Origin of the sequence: Amycolatopsis silviterrae (assembly GCF_042684085.1) — a bacterium.
Classification (GTDB): domain Bacteria; phylum Actinomycetota; class Actinomycetes; order Mycobacteriales; family Pseudonocardiaceae; genus Amycolatopsis; species Amycolatopsis silviterrae.
On the sequence record NZ_JBHUKS010000015.1, the window covers coordinates 384,801 to 401,805 of the forward strand.

At 69.0% G+C, this 17,005-nt stretch carries 14 protein-coding genes; 4 read left to right on the forward strand and 10 right to left on the reverse strand.

Annotation, left to right across the window (positions count from 1 at the left end; all coding sequences use genetic code 11):
* Positions 1–35 precede the first annotated feature (35 nt).
* From ACFSVL_RS22395 to ACFSVL_RS22435, 9 genes are all read right to left on the reverse strand, one after another.
* A complete protein-coding gene (locus ACFSVL_RS22395; protein ID WP_378307137.1) occupies positions 36–1,604 on the reverse strand; it encodes an N-acyl-D-amino-acid deacylase family protein in 1,569 nt (522 codons plus the stop codon).
* A 32-nt stretch (positions 1,605–1,636) separates the two neighbouring features.
* On the reverse strand, positions 1,637–2,620 hold the full coding sequence (locus tag ACFSVL_RS22400; protein ID WP_378307139.1) for an ABC transporter ATP-binding protein: 984 nt from the start codon (positions 2,618–2,620) through the stop codon (positions 1,637–1,639).
* Positions 2,617–3,582 carry an ABC transporter ATP-binding protein gene (locus tag ACFSVL_RS22405; RefSeq protein ID WP_378307141.1) on the reverse strand — a complete coding sequence of 322 codons (966 nt, stop codon included), beginning with the start codon at positions 3,580–3,582 and terminating at the stop codon, positions 2,617–2,619. Before ACFSVL_RS22405 ends, ACFSVL_RS22400 begins: the two co-directional genes overlap by 4 nt.
* On the reverse strand, positions 3,579–4,508 hold the full coding sequence (locus tag ACFSVL_RS22410; RefSeq protein WP_378307143.1) for an ABC transporter permease: 930 nt from the start codon (positions 4,506–4,508) through the stop codon (positions 3,579–3,581). Before ACFSVL_RS22410 ends, ACFSVL_RS22405 begins: the two co-directional genes overlap by 4 nt.
* The gene (locus tag ACFSVL_RS22415; RefSeq protein ID WP_378307145.1) at positions 4,505–5,470 is read right to left on the reverse strand and encodes an ABC transporter permease; all 966 of its coding nucleotides are present in this window, start codon (positions 5,468–5,470) and stop codon (positions 4,505–4,507) included. Before ACFSVL_RS22415 ends, ACFSVL_RS22410 begins: the two co-directional genes overlap by 4 nt.
* A gap of 4 nt (positions 5,471–5,474) precedes the next feature.
* Entirely contained in the window at positions 5,475–7,115 is a 1,641-nt protein-coding gene (locus ACFSVL_RS22420; protein ID WP_378307147.1) for an ABC transporter substrate-binding protein, read from the reverse strand.
* Between the two features lie 10 nt (positions 7,116–7,125).
* Positions 7,126–8,457 (reverse strand): serine hydrolase domain-containing protein, encoded by a 1,332-nt coding sequence (locus tag ACFSVL_RS22425; protein ID WP_378307149.1) that lies wholly within the window; start codon positions 8,455–8,457, stop codon positions 7,126–7,128.
* Between the two features lie 144 nt (positions 8,458–8,601).
* Entirely contained in the window at positions 8,602–8,814 is a 213-nt protein-coding gene (locus ACFSVL_RS22430) for a hypothetical protein (protein WP_378307151.1), read from the reverse strand.
* On the reverse strand, positions 8,815–9,267 hold the full coding sequence (locus tag ACFSVL_RS22435) for an Lrp/AsnC family transcriptional regulator (protein ID WP_378307153.1): 453 nt from the start codon (positions 9,265–9,267) through the stop codon (positions 8,815–8,817).
* Positions 9,268–9,374: 107 nt separating this feature from the next.
* On the opposite strand from ACFSVL_RS22435, the gene ACFSVL_RS22440 reads away from it, so the two are divergent.
* The 3 genes from ACFSVL_RS22440 (at position 9,375) to ACFSVL_RS22450 (ending at position 12,797) form a co-directional block, all read left to right on the forward strand.
* Positions 9,375–10,781: a pyridoxal phosphate-dependent decarboxylase family protein gene (locus tag ACFSVL_RS22440; RefSeq protein ID WP_378307155.1), complete on the forward strand. Its 1,407-nt coding sequence runs from the start codon at positions 9,375–9,377 to the stop codon at positions 10,779–10,781.
* 74 nt (positions 10,782–10,855) lie between these two features.
* The gene (locus ACFSVL_RS22445; protein ID WP_378307157.1) at positions 10,856–11,743 is read left to right on the forward strand and encodes an SDR family NAD(P)-dependent oxidoreductase; all 888 of its coding nucleotides are present in this window, start codon (positions 10,856–10,858) and stop codon (positions 11,741–11,743) included.
* A gap of 46 nt (positions 11,744–11,789) precedes the next feature.
* Complete coding sequence (locus tag ACFSVL_RS22450) at positions 11,790–12,797, forward strand: AraC family transcriptional regulator (RefSeq protein ID WP_378307159.1); 1,008 nt, start codon at positions 11,790–11,792, stop codon at positions 12,795–12,797.
* Positions 12,798–12,859: 62 nt separating this feature from the next.
* On the opposite strand, the gene ACFSVL_RS22455 is transcribed toward ACFSVL_RS22450, so the two are convergent.
* On the reverse strand, positions 12,860–14,488 hold the full coding sequence (locus tag ACFSVL_RS22455; protein ID WP_378307160.1) for a sigma-54-dependent Fis family transcriptional regulator: 1,629 nt from the start codon (positions 14,486–14,488) through the stop codon (positions 12,860–12,862).
* A gap of 175 nt (positions 14,489–14,663) precedes the next feature.
* On the opposite strand from ACFSVL_RS22455, the gene ACFSVL_RS22460 reads away from it, so the two are divergent.
* Positions 14,664–17,000: a molybdopterin cofactor-binding domain-containing protein gene (locus tag ACFSVL_RS22460; protein WP_378307162.1), complete on the forward strand. Its 2,337-nt coding sequence runs from the start codon at positions 14,664–14,666 to the stop codon at positions 16,998–17,000.
* Positions 17,001–17,005: the final 5 nt, after the last annotated feature.

Consider the following 17,005-nt stretch of genomic DNA (forward strand, 5'->3'; position numbering starts at 1 on the left):
TCCCGGTTCTAACCGTGATTGCCACTCACGACCGCTTACGCCCCGCGCCGCACCGCTCGCCCGGCCAGCACCCCGGTCGGCTTTCCGTCCTGCAGCGCGGCCTGGCCGTTCACCAGCACGTGCCGCATTCCGTCGGCGTAGCGGTGCGGGTCCAGGTAGGTCGCGTTGTCCTGCACGGCCGCCGGGTCGAACACCGTGACGTCCGCGAACGCTCCTGGCCGCAGTACGCCCCGGTCGGTCAGGCGCAGGTTTGCGGCGGGCAGGCTCGTCATCCGCCGCACCGCTTCCTCCAGCGGCAGCACGCCGTCCCGCACCCACGGGCCCAGCACTCGCGCAAAAGCGCCGTACGTCCGGGGATGGGTGGACGTATCCGTGAACGGCGCCTCCGCCGGAATCGCCTCGGAGTCCGTGCACACCGAAACCCACGGCTGTTTCAGCGCGCGCTGCAGGTCCGCCTCTGAGGCGGTGAACTCGGCGACCATCAGGTTCGGTTCCGCCTCGACGAGGTCCAGCAAGGTGTCGAGCGGGTCGCCGCCACGGCTTGCCTCGGCGAGGGTTTGGCCGGGCACCGAGATGCTGGAGCCACCGAGTAGCAGGATTCCTTCCGCGCCGCCGGATCCGAGGTAAAGGTTCTCCCAGTCCTGCCGTGGCGCAAGAATGGCGGCTTTCACTTCCGCGCGGATCGACGGGTCAGCCAGCCGCGCGGCCAGCTTGCCGCCTTCGTGGAAACGCGGCGGGATAAACGCCGACAGGAAAGTGGAACCGGCGTCGTACGGGTAGATGTCCGCGGTGATGCCGAGCCCGTCCGCGCGGGCCTGCTGCACCCGATCGAGCACAGTGGACATCAGCGGCCAGTTCTCTCGGCCGGAAGCCTTGAGGTGATAGATCTCCGCCCGCGCCGAAGACTCCCGGGCGATCCGGATCAGCTCGTCGACCGAATCCACCAGCCGGTCCGACTCGCCGCGGATGTGCGAGATGTACAGCGCGTCGTGCTTGGCCAGGACTCGGGCGTACGCGATCAGTTCCACAGTGGACGCATAACTGCCCGGCGCGTAGATCAACGCCGAACCCACGCCTAGTGCGCCAGCCGCCAATTCCTCGTCGAGCAGGGTGCATGCGGCGGTCAGCTCGTCGTCGGTGAGCGAGCGATCGTCGTTGCCCGCGAACGGCATTCGCAGGTTCTCCGCGCCGACGAAGCTGCCGATGTTGAGTCCGGCGCCATTTAAATCAGCCAGGAAATCGCCGAGCCTCGGCCAGCTGGTCCGCATGCCGAACAGCGGCTTCTCGGCGGCGACGAGGTCGGTCATCCGGCCGGTGACCGGGCCCATCGAGCGGCCCTCGCCGAAGATCTCGGTGGTGATGCCCTGGTACAGGTCGGACAGTCCGCGCGGGTCCAGCTGAAGGGTTTCGTAGGCGTGGCTCAGCACGTTGATGAATCCCGGAGCCACGACGCAGCCCTCGGCGTCCAGGACCGGGGCGTCGGCGTCGCGGACGTCGCCGATCGCTTCGATCCGGTCCCCGGCGATCGCCACGTCAGCGCGGCGGGCCGCGGTTCCGGTGCCGTCGAGGACGGAGCCGCCTCGGATGACGAGATCAGCGGACATCGTGTTCCTTTCCTTGGGTGCGCGGGGCAGGATCAGGCGAGTACACATGCGACTTCGTGCCCGCCGGTCGACACCAGCGGCGGGTCGGCCCGTTCGCAGTCGGCCGTGCCGATCGGGCAGCGCGAGCGGAATCGGCAGCCCGGCGGGATGTCCACCGGGTTCGGGGTCTCGCCGGTCAGCAGCTGCGGTTTCGTCTGGTGCTCCCGGTCTCGGCGCGGGACGGCCGACAGCAGCGCCTTCGTGTAGGGATGCCGCGGATCGCGCACGACGTCCCGCGCCGGTCCCTGTTCGACGATCCGGCCGAGGTACATCACCACGATCCGGTCGGCGAAATGCGCGGCTGTCGACAGATCGTGCGTGATCATCAGGATCGCGGTGTCCTGGTCCTTGCGCAGAGTGTCCAAAAGGGACAGCACACCGGCGCGCACGGAAACGTCCAACATGGACACTGGCTCGTCGGCGAGCAGCACGTCCGGGTCGAGCACGAGCGCTGCCGCGATGGCGACGCGCTGCCGCTGGCCGCCGGACAGTTCGTGCGGGTAGCGGTCCAGGAACGCTTGCGCCGGCGAGAGACCGGCGCGTTCCAGTGCTTCCTCGGCCAGCCCGGCCCGGTCCGCTTTGGACTCGCCGATGCCGTGGATCAGCATCGGCTCGGCGAGGATGTCCCGCACCCGGCACAGCGGATCGAGCGATTCGTACGGGTCCTGATAAATCATCTGCACCCGCCGCCGGACCGGGCGCAACCGGCGTTCCGGAAGGCCGGTGATCGCGTTGCCCTCCAGCCGGACCGTGCCGCCCGTCGGCTCGACCAGGCCGCAGATCGCTTTGGCGGTGGTGGATTTCCCGCAGCCGGACTCACCGACGACGGCGACCATCTCGCCGCGGCCGAGCCGGAAGCTGATGCCGTCCACGGCATGCACGACGCTGCGCGGCCGACGCGCCAGCGTGCCCGCGACCCCGCGCCGCATCGGGTAGTGGATCGAGAGGTCGTCGACCTCCAGCAGCGCCTCGGTCATGCTGTCACCACGCTCTCGGTACGGAAACACGCCGCCCGATGCCCCGGGCCGGCCGTGGTCAGCAGCGGCAGCTCGGCGGCGCAGCGGTCCATCGGGACATCGCAGCGCGGACGGAACGGGCAGCCGACGATTTCGGTGTCCAGGCGGGGCGGAGCGCCGGGAATGGAGACGACCGGTTCGTCGCCGTAGAGATCCGGGGTGGCGGAGAACAGCAGCCGCGTGTACGGATGCCGCGACTCCCAGCTCAGCTGATCCGCCGGGCCTTCTTCGACCATCTTCCCGGCGTACATTACCGCCGCCCGGTGACAAAACTGGGAGACCAACGGCAGATCGTGCGTGACCAGGACCAGCGCCATGCCGAGTTCGTCGGTCAGCCGGGTCAGCAATTCCAGGATCTGCGCCTGCACCATCACGTCCAGCGCAGTGGTCGGCTCGTCCGCGAGAAGCACCTTTGGTTCACAGGCCAGTGCCATCGCGATCGACAGCCGTTGCCGCATCCCGCCGGAGAATTCGTGCGGGTACCGATCGGCCGCCGCGGCCGGGATTCCGACCAGCTCCAGCAGTTCCCGCGTCCGCTCGCGTGCCTTCGCCCGGCGCGCGATGCCGTGGCAGAGCATCGGTTCGGCGATCTGCCAGCCGACCGTCTTCACCGGGTTGAGCGCGTTCATCGCGCCCTGGAACACCATCGCGAGGTCCCGCCACCGATGCCCGCGCACGGATTCCTCGCCGCCGGCCAAGATCTCCGTACCGGCAATGGAAACCCGGCCCGCCACGGTCGCGGTCGGCGGCAGCAATCCCAGCAACGCCAGGATGGTCGTCGACTTCCCGCAGCCGGATTCGCCGACCAGGCCGTACCGCTCACCCGGTGCCAGCGAGAAACTCACCCCGTTGACCGGATGCACCTGACCGCCGTCCGGAAGGTCGAACCACACGTGCAGATCGTCGCATTCCAAGATGTTCATCGGGCGTCCGCTCCTCTTCCGGCCAGCACCCGCACCCGCCACCGGCGGCCGGACAAATGGGAAACCTTGAGCCGCGGGTTCAACGCGTCCTCGATGGCCCGGCCCAGCAGGAAACAGCCGATGCTCACCGCGGCGATCACGAATCCGTCCGGCACGATGGCCCACCAAGCCCCGGAACTGATCGCGGTGCGCGCGAAAGCGTGTTCCAGGATCGTGCCCCACGTGGTGACACTGGGATCCTCCAAACCGAGAAAGGCCAACGCTGTCTCCAGATAGATCGCCACCGAAACGGTGAGCACGGTGTTGGCGATCAGCAACGGACCCGCCTGCGGCAGGATGTGCCGGACGATCACCCGCGTATTGCTCGCGCCGAGACCGCGCGCCCGCTTCACGTAAGCCCGTTCGCGCAGCGACATCACCTCCGCACGCACGATCCGCGCGGTCGTCGTCCATTCCAGCAGGCCGATCACCAGGATCACGTGGAACAGGCTTGGCCCCCACACCGCCGCGATCACCATGGCCAGCACCAAATCCGGCAGCACGAGCAGCACGTCGGTGATCCGCATCAGCACCGCGTCGACCCAGCCGCCGAAATAGCCGGACAGAATTCCGACCGTGCCGCCGAGCAGCATCGCGACAAGCGTCGCGGCGAATCCGACGACCAGTGACGTCTGCCCGCCGCGCATCAGCAGCGAAAGCATGTCCACGCCGCCGTCGTCGCAGCCGAGCCAATGGTGCGCGGACGGCGGTTCGAAGACCGCACAGGACCGTTCGGTAATGCTGTACGGCGCGAGGTACGGCGAAACAATCGCGAGCACTACGAAAAACCCGAGAATGACGAGACCCGCGACCGCGGTTTTGTGCTCCCGCAGCACGGTGCGAAAGATCCCGGTACGGCGCAGTTCGGCCGGGGCGATGGCGGTCATGCGCTGACCCTCCGATCAAGGCGGAAGTAGACCAGGTCGGCGAGGAAGTTCAGCAGGATCACCGACACGGTCAGCAGCAGGAATCCGCCTTGCACCATGGGGTAATCGCGCTGGCTGAGTGCGGTGTAGGTGGCCATGCCGATCCCCGGCCAGCTGAAGATCACCTCGATCAGCACCGCGCCGCCGACGACGTAGCCGAGATCGAGCGCGACCATGGTGACCATTGGCAGCATCGCGTTCCGTACCGCGTGCTGCCACACCACCCGCCGGTCCGAAAGCCCTTTCGCGCGGGCGGTGAGCACGTAATCCTCGCCGAGAGTCTCCAGCATCGAGGACCGCACCACCAGGGTGTAGCCGCCGTACGCGGTGAGGATGAGCGTGATCGTCGGCAGCACCATGTGACTCGCCACGTCGCCGACGTTCTGCCAGAACGGCGGGCTGTCGAACAAGAACAGATCCGACATGCCGCCGGCGGGCAGGATTCCGGCGAACAGAATCAGCAAGACCAGCCCGAGCCATTGCGACGGGAACGAATAAACGAGCGTCGCCAGCCCGGTGTTGAGGTGGTCCAGCGGGGAATTCCGCCGCCACGCCGCGATCACCCCGGACAGGATGCCAAGCACGATCGCGCCCAGCGTCCCGACTCCGGCCAGAAGCACGGTGTTCTTGAGATCCTCCACCAGCAGATGGGTCACCGGCTGCTGATAGGTGAACGACACGCCGAGATCGCCGTGCAGCAGGTTCTTGAGATAGATCAGGTACTGGTCCCATTTGGACTTGTCGAGTCCAAAGCGGACTTGCAGCGCGTGCTGCAGCTCCGGCGTCGCGTGCGGCACGCGGGACAGGTTGGTCACCGCGTCGCCGGGCAGCACGCGGAAGAGGAAGAAGTTCGCGGTGACAGTGAGAAAGATGGTCACCACCGTGAAAACCCCGCGTCGGAGCAGATAGTCGAGACTGCGCATCGGGTCAGCCCGCCTTTCGCACGGACAGCAGCGGGAGCTTCGACTCCGAGGAGAACGAGGCCCCGCCCACCGGCGTCAGCCCGGTCCAAGACGGCGAATGTGCCTCGATCGCATCCGGATAGTCGAGCACGAGCAGCGGACGCTCGCGGGCGGCCAGCTGCTGCATCCGGTTCACGACGTCGTGCCGGTCCGCCGGGTTCATCGCCTCGCCCTGTTCGCTGTAGAGGCCGTCCCATTCCTTGCTGCAGTAGCCGGTGTCGTTGAGGATGCCCTGGCTGGCGCAGGTGAGATAGTTGAGCGTGTCGTCCGGGTCGCTGGTGCCGCCGCTCCAGCCCCACATGGTCATCGCGAAGTCCCGCGATTTGTTCGCCATGGCAGCGTCATTCGCCGCCGCGTTGTCCAGTAGCCGCGGTTCGAGCCGGATGCCGATCCGGGCGAAGTCGCCGCGGATGATCTGGAACGAGCGCAGTCCGGCGCCGCCGTAGGTGTCCGCCGGCAGGATGATCGGATAGACCATTGGGTGGCCGTCGGCGATCCGCACGCCGTCCGGGCCGCGCCGGTAGCCTGCCTGGTCGAGCAGCCGGTTGGCCAGGTCCAGGTCGAACGACGGCGGCGTGATCGAGCGGTCCGCCCAGTCCGCGGTGCCCGGCGCGATCACCGAACCGCCCGGTTTGCCGTGGCCGAGCAGCGAGGTCTTCACGATCTCGGCCCGGTTGACGGCGTGGTCGAGTGCTTCGCGCAGCAGCGGATTGGTCAATTCCCGGTGCGCCGCTTGCTGTTCCGGGTTGGCGTTGACGGTGATGCTGTCAAACCGCATGCCCGGCGAGGAAAGCACGGCGAACCCGGACGATTCCAGGTTGCCCACGGAGGTGGCCGGGACACTTTGGACCGCGTCGAGCTGGTGGCTTTTCAGCGCGGTGATCATCGCGTCGTCCGTGCTGAAGAACTGGATGCCGAACCCGGCGATGTGCGGCTTCGGGCCGTAGTAAGCGGGATTCCGCTTGAACAGCGCGACCTGTTTCGGCTGGTGTTTGACCAGGACGAACGGGCCACCGGACACAATGGGCGCGGTGTTCGGGAACGTCGTCAGCGCCGCGCCGTCCCCTTCGGCGTACTTCTCCCAGATGTGCCGGGGCAGGATCGGGACGCTCATCAGTCTGCTTAGGACATTCGAGACCGGGCTGGCGTAGTGCAGCACCACGGTATTCGCGTCCGGCGCGGTCGCGCTGTCCAGGTTGACCACGTAGTTCGCGAGACCGGCGGTCGGGCCGTCCTGGAATTTCGCGATCGTGCTGAGCGTCCACGCGACATCCTCGGCGGTGAGCGGGGTGCCGTCGGACCAGGTGGCGCCCGGATGAGTGTGGAACGTCCAGGTCTGGCCGTCCGCCGAGGTACTCCAGTCGGTGGCGAATTCGGGGACGTACTTGTCGTGCGGATCGAGCTGCACCAGTGTCGGATAGATCTGCTCGAACACCGCGAAGGACATCGAAACCACGGAAACGAACGGGTTCAGCGAATCAATCGGCTGGTTGGCGCCGAACCGGAAGACACCGCCGTCGGCGGTCTCGCTCTCGGCCTGACTGCACCCGGCCGCCAGTACCACAGCCAGCAACGCCGCCGCCACGCGGCGGAAACGGTTTCTCATCAAGGACCGCCTAGGGCGTAAAGGTGCGGTAGAGCGGGCATCCGGAGTAGTCCGCGCGGACCGCGAGTCCATTAAGGACGACGTCGAACTTCAACCTCTCCGGCAGCCGTTCGTCCACGCCGACGCGGAAAGAGCCGTCCGGAAGCGGCACGAGTTCGTCGGGCGGGCCGCCGGCGACGGACACCCACAGCCGGTCGCCGCGGGCGTAAACGTGCACATTGGACAGCCACGGGTTGTGGCAGCGGTAATGCCCGACGACCTCGGCCCAGCGCGCGGGCGGATCGTCCGGAGCCAGTGGTGCCGGACGTTTTCGTTCCGGCACCGCGAATTCCGGCACCGGCTTACCCTCGCGCGCGGCTCGCGTCGCGGCGACGAGGTGCACGACCGTCTCCTGCCACGGTCCGGTGCCATTGGCCAGCACGACCGCCCCGATCCCGGCGTCGACGTCACACGCGATAGCCGCGTAGTAGCCGATCATGCCGCCGGTGTGCCAGACGTGCGGGCGGCCGTCGAACTCGCTGATCAGGACGCCGAGCCCGTACGAACAGTCTTCCTCCTCGACCCGGATCTCGGGCGTGCAGAGGTCGCTCGCCAGCGATTCACCGCTCATCAGCAGGCGCAGCCAAGCCGTCATGTCGCGTGCGGTCGAGACGACGCTGCCGTCCGCGGTGGCGGTCTCGATCCAGGTCGCCGGGACCAGGCCGTCCTCGCGGATCGAGACGCGGTCGTCGTAGCGCGGCTCGTATCCCACGGCGCTGCGCGCGCGGAGGTCGTGGGTGATCGCCGGCGCGCTGGCCGACATCCCCAGCTCAGCGAGGAAATCGCCGAGAAGTTCCTGGTACGGCCGCTGGTGGACCGCCTCCAGCACCAGCCCGAGCGCCTTGTACCCGGTGTTCGAGTAGTGGAACCAGGTCCCCGGCGGGGTCGTGGCTACGGTGTCGCGCAGCGCCCAGACCTCGAAGGCGGAGTCGCCGGAGACGTCCGTGCCCTCGATGATCCCGGCGGTGTGCGACATCAGGTGCCGCAGGGTGATCGGCGCGTGCGCGTACCGGACGGAGAACCACGGCAGGTACTCCGTCACCGGACGGTCCAGATCGACCAGCCCGGCGGCACGCGCCCGCAGCAGCAGGGCGGCCGTCATGCTTTTGGAGATCGAGCCGATCTGGAACAGCGTGTCCTCGGTCGCCGGCCGGGCGGCGGCCAGATCGGCGTGCCCGAACGCACCGGACGCGAGGATCCCGTCGCGGCCGGTGACCGCCATCGAGAGCCCGGCGGCGAAGGACTGGTCGTGCAAGGCGGTGGTGCAGGCTCGGTAAAGCGCCTCGGGCTGGGGCGGCGTCATCTGCGGAAAACCTCCGGGACCTCGGTGTCCCGACCACGGCGGGTCGATGGGCGCCAGTATCGGCCGCGCCGGTTCGCCCGAGCCTTGGAGAAGCGCCCAGAGATTCGGCCCCGGCCTTGTGCCTGCGGCCAAAGCAGTGCCCGGTCAGAATTCCGCGCGGAACACCCGCAGGAAGTCCGCCGCCCAGCGGAACCGGCACGCCAGCCGGGCGCCGGACCCCAGCACCGAGACCGTCCCGCGTGGACGCAGCTCCGGGTTCCAACGCCGGAGATCCGCGTCGTCCCGGACTGCGGTCAAGTAGACCGGGCAGGGATGCCAGCGCGGCAGCAACACTTTCTTCAGCACCTGCGTCGTCAATCACCATTGATGCCCCGGCGTCGTCTTCACCGTTTTCATCGCGAACTGCGAATTCGTCCGCGCCACCCCGGGCATCCGGGTCAGCGCGGTCATGTACAGCTGCTCGTACGCCGCCATGTCCGCCACCGCGATCTGCATCAGGTAGTCCGGCGTGCCGAACATCCGCCGGCACGACACCACGTCGTCCAGGCCGGTAGCCGCGTCCTCGAACGCCTCGATGACCTCGCTGCGCTGATCGGCCATCTCCACGTGCAGCAGCACCCCGAGCCTGCGGCCGAGCGCAGCCGGGTCGACCGACGCGTGGTAGCCCGTGATGACCCCGGCCGCTTCGAGCGCGCGGACCCGGCGCAGGCACGGCGACGGCGACAGCCCGACCCGGTCGGCCAGCTCGTTGTTCGGTAGCCGTCCATCAGCCATGAGGTGGCGGACGATTGCGTGATCCGTCTTATCCATGGAATATGATGCTAATCAGACCAGCTGAATGCGCAATCTTCGGCATCGGCTGCCCCGCCTCCCGCACTACCGTCGATTCCGGCACTCGATCTCCCGGAAGGCACCCCGTGAACACCCTCGTCCTCTCCCCGGCGGAGCGCGCCCAAGCCGCCGCCTCGCTGGCCCGTTTCGTCGACAGCTACGAGGAATCCCTGTCGGCCCGCCCGATCCTCCCGGACGTCGACCGGGACACGCTGGCGAAGCTCCTCGCCGAGCCGTTCCCGGCGGAAGGCGTTGGGGTAGAAGGATTCTTCGCTGACCTGCGGGACCGCATCGTGCCTAACTCGACCACCGTCGCGCACCCGCGTTTCCTCGCGTACGTGCAGGGCCCGCCGAACGGCATCGCCCCCTACGCCGACGCGATTACCGCTGTGCTCAACCAAAACTGCAATTTCTGGCAGCTCTCCCCCGCCGCAAGCGTCGTCGAACGCTCGGTCGTCGACTGGCTGGCCGGTCTTTTCGGCCTCGGCCCCGACGCGGGCGGCATCCTGACTAATGGCGGTTCCGGCGCGACCAAGGACGCGATCACCACCGCCCTCGCCGACCGCCGCCCGGATTTCCGTGAGCGCGGCCTGCAATCCGGTGCCCCGCCGCTCGTGCTGTACACGTCCGAGGAGGCACACCGCTGCGTCGACAAGGCGGCCGCGACGCTCGGCCTCGGCCTGGACCACGTCCGGCACATCCCCACCGACGACGCTTTCCGCCTGCGCGTCGACCTCCTCGCGGACGCAATCGCCGCCGACCGCGCCGCCGGGCTCGAACCGTTCTGCGTCGTCGCCACCGCTGGCACGGTCACCAGCGGCTCGATCGACCCGATCGGTCCCATCGCCGATCTGTGCGCGCGAGAAGACCTTTGGCTGCACGTAGACGGTGCGTACGGCGCGCTGTTCGTCCTCGCCGACTCCGCGCGCGAGACGTTCGCCCCGTTGTCGCGCGCGGATTCTATTGCGCTGGATCCGCACAAAATGCTGTTCACGCCACTCGAAGCCGGTGCGCTGGTGGTGAAAGACGCTGGAAAGCTTCGGGCTGCTTTCGCGTTCTCGTCGTCGTATCTGACCGTCGCCGAGGACGAGCTGATGCTCGACTTCATGGACTACGGCCCGCAGCTTTCCCGCAGTTTCAAGGCATTGAAGGTGTGGGCCGCGCTGCGAACGTTCGGCGTCGACACCTTCCGCGCCGCCGCCGAACGCTGCCTCCGCCTCGCCGCCCGGCTCGGCGAACGCGTAGCCGCCGAGCCCGGATTGACCCTGCTGAACCCGGTCGCGCTGACCGCCGTGTGCGTGCGCCTCGACGGCCGTCGTGACGAGGAATACCCGGCGCTGCTTGCCCAACTCGCCGACGAAGGCACCGCTCTGCTGGGTCCGGCACGGCTGCACGGCCAGACCGCGATCCGCGCTTGCGTCGCGAACTACCGCACCACCGAGGCCGACATCGACCTCATCGGCGATCGGCTGGCCGCGCTCGCCGAAGCCTGAATGCGCGGAACGGTCCCGAAATCCGCTAACCCCGGTCCTGGTGCGCACCCGGCCGCGAAATTAGCGTTCCCGTTGTGCCGAAAGAACTACAGCCCGAGCGGATCGACGGCCACACCGTCGCGATCACCGGTGCCACGTCCGGAATCGGTTTCTACGCCGCCGCGCAGCTCGCCGACCTCGGTGCCCGAGTCCTGGTGCTCGGCCGATCCGAATCCCGTGGCCGCACCGCGGTTTCCGCGCTCCCGGACCCGGCTCGGCACGAGTTCGTCCAGCTCGATCTCGCCGACCGGACGTCGATCGCCAAGGTCGGCGACCGGCTCGGCGAACTGCCGCGGCTGGACGCGCTCGTGCTGAACGCCGGGATCGTCGCGGGCGCGTCCGGTCCCGGCCAGGCACACCGGATCGGCGCGTTCGGGGTGGAGGAGATCGTCGGGACCAACCATCTCGCGCACGCGGAACTGCTGCGGCGCGCGCTCCCGGCGGTCCGGCGAGTGGTGAGCCTCGGCAGCATGCTGACCCGCAAGATCCCGTTCGATCGCGAGAATTGGCTCTCCGAGAAGCATTACCGCGCCCGGGTCGCGTACGCGATGTCCAAGCACGCGACGGAGATCTTCGGTTTCGAACTGCACCGGCGGCTCGCCGAGGTCCAGTCGATCGTCGTGCATCCCGGCGGGGCGATCGACGCGCTGAGGCCTGGCGCGACGGTGCGGCGAGCGCTGGCCAAGCCGTTCCGGGGAATCGTGCGGGGAAAGGACCAGGCCGCTCGACCGGTCGTGGCCGCGGTCGCGTCGCCGGAGTTGCGCGGCGGCGAGTACCTCGGTCCGCATCGGACCGCCGCCGCGGAAGTGCAACAGCCGGTGCCGACCAGCCGGGATCCAGAGCTGGGCGAGTGGCTGTGGACGGAGACCGAACGACTGCTCGGCAGCCGCATCCCGGCCGAGCCCCGTCACCCGATCGGGTAGAAAAACCGAACCGGGCCGCCGGTTAACCACCAGCTAGCCTTGAACCGTGGACGACCCGGCTGTTCTGGACTCCCTGGCCCAGCGGCTGGCCCGGATCGGCGAACGCCGGAATCTGGACGTCCCCGCCCTGCTCCGCCGTCTCGGCATCCGGCCGGACCGCACCGGCGTCACCCGCGCGCAGGTCTCCGCACTCACCCGCGAACTGTGGATGCGCACCGACGACGAACTCTTCGCCCTCGGTCCGCGCGCGCCACGCGGGCTGTTCCGGCTGGTCGTCCGCTCGGTCGCCCCCGCGCCCGACCTCCGGACCGCCCTGCACCGCCTGGAAGAGGCCGCCGAAGTCCTCCCCGGCATGCCCCGGGTCGCGGTCCGCATGGCAGCTCCGCTGGTCGAGGTGGAGATCGACGTCAGCCAGCTCGACGATCCCGAGCACGTCGCCGCCGAACTGGTCGCCCTCGTCGTCCACCGGCTGCTCGGCTGGCTCACCGGACAGCGCATCGACCTGCGTGAACTCCGCCTGCCCTGGCCGAAACCGGACCACGCGCCGCACTACGAACAGTTCTTCGGCCGCCATCCGCAGTTCGACGCCGACACCCTGACCTTCGCCTTCGACGGCAAACTCCTGCCCGCCCCAGTCATCCGCGGCGAAGCCGAACTGGCGGAGTTTCTGGCGGACCAGCCGGACGTCTGGCTCGCGACCCGCGACTACGGCTCCACCCACCCCGACCAGGTCCGCGCCCTGATCGAACAAGGCACTGATGTCCCGGACGACATCGCCGACCGGCTCGGGATCAGCACCCAGCACCTGCGCCGGCTGCTGCGCGCTGAGCACACGTCGATCGGCCAGATTCGCGACGCCGTCCGCCGCGACACCGCTATCGCCAGCCTGAGCCGTGGCGACGAATCCATCGAGAAACTGGCGCAGCGCCTGGGTTTTTCCGAGGCCAGTGCGTTTCGCCGTGCTTTTCGCCGGTGGACCGGCCAATCACCCGGCGACTATCGCGGAGGAGACCTGCGTGGCCCCACACCTGCTGGACCATCCAAAGGTCCGTGAGGGGAACCCTGAGGGAATCAGAGTCCGTGAAGGTGGCCCTCACGGACGGACCTGCCGGCCGCCTAACCCGGCACCTTCAGGGCCCGCATCCGCGCGTACAACGTCGTCCGAGAAATCCCCAGCGTGCTCGCCGCCCGCACCTTGTTCCCGCCCGCCGACCGCAGCGCCGCGACGATCGCGTTCCGCTCCGCCCGCTCGATCGGAGCCAGCTCGTGCCCGGACGCGTCCGCCACCAGCGCGGGCGGCAGGTCCGCCGGGCCGATCGCGCCGACGGACCGTTTGCGGATCGCCTGGCCCAGCACGCCGCGCAGTTCCGGCAGGTTCCCCGGCCAGTCGTACGAGCCGAGGATCCGCAGCGCGCCCGGCGTGATGTTGTGCGTCCGCGCGGCCCCGAGTTCGGCCAGCATCCGGGCCGCGACCTCGGGAAAGTCCGGTCGGTGCGCCAGCGGCAGCAGCTCGACGTTCTCCCCGCACGACGCGATCAGCGCCCGTTCCGGCCCGGTCAGACCCTCGCGCGGGCCGGTGGTCAGCACGAGATGCGGGCCGACTCCGCGCGCGGCATGCGTGGCGACCAGGTCGACCAGCTCAGCCGGCAACAGATCCACGCCGTCCACGCAAATGCTGCCCACCCCGGTCTCGACCGCGGCGCTGAACCGCTCGGCCCAGGCCGCTGATCCGCCGAGCACCGCTTCCGCGCCGGTCAGCGTGACGCACGGTTCTTCGGGCACCCGCAGCCGCGCCTCGGTGGTGCGGCCGGTACCGGGCGGCCCCGAAATGTGCACGTGCCCAGCCACCGGACCAGGCACGACAGCCTCGCGACGCCGCGCCCGCCGGGCTTCGTCCGCGCTCAGCGGGCGGATTTCGACGAGCACCCCGCCGCGCGCGCCGGGCACCGGTTCGGCCCGGACTCGCGCGCGCTGGCCGGAGCGCAGTTCGGTCTCCATTTCGGACGGTCCGGCCGCCTCGCCGGTCAGGTTCCACAGCAGCGCGACGTCCGCGCCTTCCAGCAGGTCCGCGGCGGCCTGGTTGCACAGCAGCAGGTCCGGGCCGATCGCGACCACCGGCCGGGTCGGCCGGGACGTCGCCTGGAACGCGGCCAGCAGCGACCGTTCGGACACGCGGCTGCCTTCGAGCAGCTGCCGTTCGATCTCCTCGACGGCCTTCGCGACCAGCGGCGCGAGCAGCGGATTCGCCTCGGCGGCCAGCAGCGTGATGTCGAGCGCGCCCTCCAGCCTGCGGGTGACCGGATGGAAAATCGGGTGCCCGTAACAGCTGAACCCGCGCAGCGCCTCGGCGTAATGCTCTTCCCCGTGCACCACGATGCTCGACCGGGTTTCCAGCGCGGTGCCCGGGCCGGTGGTCCCGACCTCGTCCTCCAGCAGGCAGGTGCCGACCCCGATGCCCAGCTGGTCGAGACAGTCTTCGACGGCGCGGTCGGCGCTCCACCGGTGCACGAGCCTGCCGTCGTGGTCGACGAGCACCGTGGACATCGCGGTGCCGGCGAGGCGTTCGTCGAGGTCCTCCAGCACCGGGGCGGCCGCCGACAGCAGCTTGCTGGCCGGGTCGACGTCGGAAAACCGCAGGTCGAGGAGCGCGGTTTCGGGGCGCACACCGGCGAGCGAGGCACGGCGCCAGGACTGGGCGATCGGTTCCCGCAGCACCACGCTTCGCGAGGACGTCGTCGAACTCACGCGGATCTCCACCTCCGTTGGTGACGCGCAGGAGGATAACCATCGCTCTCCGCTGCCGCTGTACAGAACTTGAACACTCAGCCCCGGTTTCACCCGGCAAGGTGGTCCCCCACCACCACCCGCGTGCACGTGCTGCCTTCCGGCACGCGGTCCTTACCTCGAAAGGGGAATCAGCGTGACTCTCAGTCACTCCGAGCCGGACACCGGGAAGGAGCGCGCGGGCGTTTCCCGGCGCGGGTTCCTCGGGTACGTCGTCGCGGCCGGGACCCTCGTCGTCGCCGCGGACGTCGGGCTCGCCGCCCCGGCCTCGGCCTCCGTGCCCTCCGCTCCGCAGCCGCCCGAGCTGTACGACCTCAACGACGCGCTCACCGACGCCGGGCTCCCGACGTCGCAGCTGATCACCGTCACCATCAACAAGGACGGCAGCGCCTCGTTCGAGATCCCGCGCGCCGAGGTCGGCCAGGGCATCACCACCTCGACCGCGATGATCATCGCCGAGGAGCTGGACCTGCCGGTCGAGAAGGTGCACGTGACGCTCGCCCCGGCGCGTCCGGAGCTGCTGTTCAACCAGCTCACCGGCGGGTCGAACACCACGGTCTCGACCTACACGCCGATCCGCGTCGCCGCCGCGATCGCCAAGCAGCAGCTGCTGCAGGCGGCGGTGCTCCTGCTCGGCGGGACCGCCGAGCGGTTCATCGTCAAGGGCGGCATTGTCACCGCGCCGAACGGCAAGACGGCGACGTATGGCGAACTGGCGACGAAGGCCGCCTCCAGCACCACCAAGCAGGTGCAGCTGGATCCCAGCAAGCTCAAGGGTTCCAGCGAGTTCAAGGTGCTCGGCAAGCCGCAGACCCGGCTCGACGCGCTCGACATCGTGACCGGCAAGAAGCAGTTCGCGATGGACCTGGACGTCCCCGGCGCGCTGCCGACGATGATCTGCCGCCCGCCGACGCTCAACGGCAAGCCGAAAGCCATTCGCAACAAGGCCGACGTGCTGAAGCTGCCCGGGGTCACCGACGTCGCGATCATCCCGACCGGCGTCGCGGTCCGCGCGGAGACGTTCGGCCAGTGCATCGACGGCGTGCGCGCGCTGCAGGTCGACTGGGGCGCCGGCACCGTCGAGGGCGAGAACGACGAATCCGTGCTCGCCAACCTGCGCCGGGCCGAGCTTCCGCTTGCCGTGCCGAAGGTTCCGGTGCTGGCCAAGACGGTCGAGGCGGATTTCGAGTTCATGTTCCGCTCAAGTGCCGCGCTGGAGCCGTACTGCGCGGTCGCCGACGTCCGCGACGGCAGCGCCGAAATCTGGGCCGGGCTGAAGTCGCCGATCGTCGCCCAGGGCGAGGTCGCGCAGGCGGTCGGGTTGCCGCAGGGCAAGGTGAAGGTCCACGTCGTCACCGGCGGAGGTTCCTTTGGGCACAAGCTGTTCGGCAACCACGCGGTCGAAGCGGCGCAGGCGTCGAAGGCGTTCGGCAAGCCGGTGCGGCTGATGTGGCACCGCGCCGACGAGCCGCGCCAAGGCCGGCTGCACCCGATGGCGACGTCGCGGATGCGGGCCACGGTGCTCGCCGGCCAGGTGCTCACCTTCGAGCAGCGGCACACCTCGGTCGAGACGTCGTTCCGGCACGGGCTCGGCGAAATGCTCACCTCGGTCGCCACGAAACTGCCGACCGGGCTGGGCAACCTCGGCGTTGCCGAGGCGGTTTTCGTGCTGAGCCAGGAAATGCCGTACAACTTCGGCGTCGTCGACCAGACGCTCACCGAGACCGACCAGCGGTTCAACACCGGGTCGATGCGCAATGTCTACTCGCCCGACGTCGGCTGCGCCAACGAGCTGATGGTGGACATCCTCGCCAAGGCGATGGGCAAGGACCCGCTGGACTTCCGGCTGGAGTACCTCAAGAACGACCAGGTGAAGGGCGTGCTGCGCAAGGTCGCCGAGGTCGGCGGCTGGGGCCGGAAGATGCCGGCGGGCACCGCTCAGGGCATCGCGATCCACAAGGAGTACAAGGGCGCGAGCGCCTGCCTGGTGGAAATCGACTGCCGCCCGGAGACGGTGAACCGCAAGATCCGCGACGGCGTCGGCGGCCCGCGCGTGACGAAGGCGGTCATCGCCATCGACGCCGGGCTGGTGATCAACCCGCGCGGCCTCGAAGCGCAGATGATGGGCTGCTTCGCCGACGGGCTGGCGCTGGCGCTGACCAGCAGCGTCCACCTGAAGGACGGGCACTTCCTGGAAGCCAGCTGGGACAACTACTTCTACACCCGGCAGTGGAACATCCCGCACGACTTCACCGCGATCGCGATGCCGTCCAACGGCGAACAGCCCGGTGGCGGCGGCGAAGCGGGCGTGGCCTGTTCCGTCGCGGCCGTCGCGTGCGCGTACGCCAGGGCGACCGGGAAGGTCCCGAAGCGCTTCCCAATCAACCACGACGACCCGATCGGCTTCGAGGTCAAGTCGTTCGTTCCGCCCGTTCCCGAGTCGCCGACCGACGGCCTCGACTGGACCTTCTGAGGAGC

Coding starts and splice junctions, on each gene's coding strand:
- ACFSVL_RS22400 (WP_378307139.1), bottom strand. CDS start 2,620: ATGACCGAGGCGCTGCTGGAGGTCGACGACCTCTCGATCCACTACCCG.
- ACFSVL_RS22420 (WP_378307147.1), bottom strand. CDS start 7,115: ATGAGAAACCGTTTCCGCCGCGTGGCGGCGGCGTTGCTGGCTGTGGTA.
- ACFSVL_RS22415 (WP_378307145.1), bottom strand. CDS start 5,470: ATGCGCAGTCTCGACTATCTGCTCCGACGCGGGGTTTTCACGGTGGTG.
- ACFSVL_RS22425 (WP_378307149.1), bottom strand. CDS start 8,457: ATGACGCCGCCCCAGCCCGAGGCGCTTTACCGAGCCTGCACCACCGCC.
- ACFSVL_RS22435 (WP_378307153.1), bottom strand. CDS start 9,267: ATGGATAAGACGGATCACGCAATCGTCCGCCACCTCATGGCTGATGGA.
- ACFSVL_RS22410 (WP_378307143.1), bottom strand. CDS start 4,508: ATGACCGCCATCGCCCCGGCCGAACTGCGCCGTACCGGGATCTTTCGC.
- ACFSVL_RS22395 (WP_378307137.1), bottom strand. CDS start 1,604: ATGTCCGCTGATCTCGTCATCCGAGGCGGCTCCGTCCTCGACGGCACC.
- ACFSVL_RS22405 (WP_378307141.1), bottom strand. CDS start 3,582: ATGAACATCTTGGAATGCGACGATCTGCACGTGTGGTTCGACCTTCCG.